Annotated in this window: 2 protein-coding genes; both read left to right on the top strand. The window is 44.7% G+C overall.

What is annotated here, in order from left to right; translation table 11 throughout:
• On the top strand, window positions 1-196 hold a 196-nt coding region (locus tag I9W95_RS13905), incomplete at its 5' end, for a hypothetical protein (protein ID WP_225675927.1).
• A 91-nt stretch (window positions 197-287) separates the two neighbouring features.
• Window positions 288-1,097: hypothetical protein (locus tag I9W95_RS13900; RefSeq protein ID WP_225675925.1), on the top strand; the 810-nt coding region annotated here is incomplete at its 3' end.

Raw genomic sequence — 1,097 nt, 5'->3', positions numbered from 1 at the left:
CTCCATGCATATGACGGTCGGTGAGTCGACATTAGCAAAATGGAATAAGGTGAAAGAAGAATGCCCGGATATGTCGATCACTGAAGAGTTTGGTGAATTGCCATGGCCGCTGTTTAAAGAAAAACCGGGAAAGAAAGTTAAAGAGCGGGAAGTCAAGGACGCTGGAGAGCCGCAGTTTATTCCTCACAAGTCGTAATTATCTGTTAGCCAGAGAAAGTGGACGTCGATGCAGGTTGAAGTTGTTGAAGAATACACCGCGTGACCATGGGATAACAGGTAGAGTTTCTATGTGGGACTGGCTTAAATTTTTTCCGTACGCTAAAGCTTTAGATGAACGACCTGTCGTTACAGAAATCCGTGGCCCCTATTTTACTAAGCCCCGGCAAAAAAAGTGGATATTTGGCGATCTCGGCTTCTACTTCAGTGCGCCGCCCGCCAACCCTGTACTTGGACTGGTTAATCGGTGGGAAAGTGTCGATTCACGTAAACCAGGACTTACTAACATTCTGAAAGGTAACTGGGAGCGGGTGTACAGTGGCAATCGCGATGCTCCTCCTGACTTCTGGGACAGAGATTTCTTTTATGAGAACACCTGGTATTTCGTTGGTCCGTGGTTTGTCGGCAGGCAGGCAGACCTGTCTTCATCTGCATTACTGATTTCTGCCGATAAGAACTCACGCTTTTTAAAGTCCAGCATGTTTCATCCCAAAGTCTTTGAGATGGCCATCGCAGATTACCTTGATACAAGCTATGGATATCGTCGATCAGGGAATCAACCAGATTATCGGGGTCCATTAAATTGGCGGGTGTTACCTTTATCTGAAACGGTTCAGGGGGTCGTTTTTGATATCCATCAAATAGATAACAATACTAAGGATAATCCACTGCTTAGGCGGCTTGTTTTTTTTCCGGTCTCTGATCATCAATTTGTTCGGATTATTTTTAATTTTGGTGGAGTAGAAATCTACCGCGACAAGATGAGAACCAAACCTTTAATGGAATTATGCGATTCGATTATCAACTCCATGCATATGACGGTCGGTGAGTCGACATTAGCAAAATGGAATAAGGTGAAAGAAGAATGCCCGGATATGTCG

This window comes from Thalassolituus marinus (assembly GCF_020320395.1).
Taxonomy (GTDB): domain Bacteria; phylum Pseudomonadota; class Gammaproteobacteria; order Pseudomonadales; family Oceanobacteraceae; genus Venatoribacter; species Venatoribacter marinus.
This window is presented reverse-complemented; position numbering and strand designations above follow the sequence as displayed.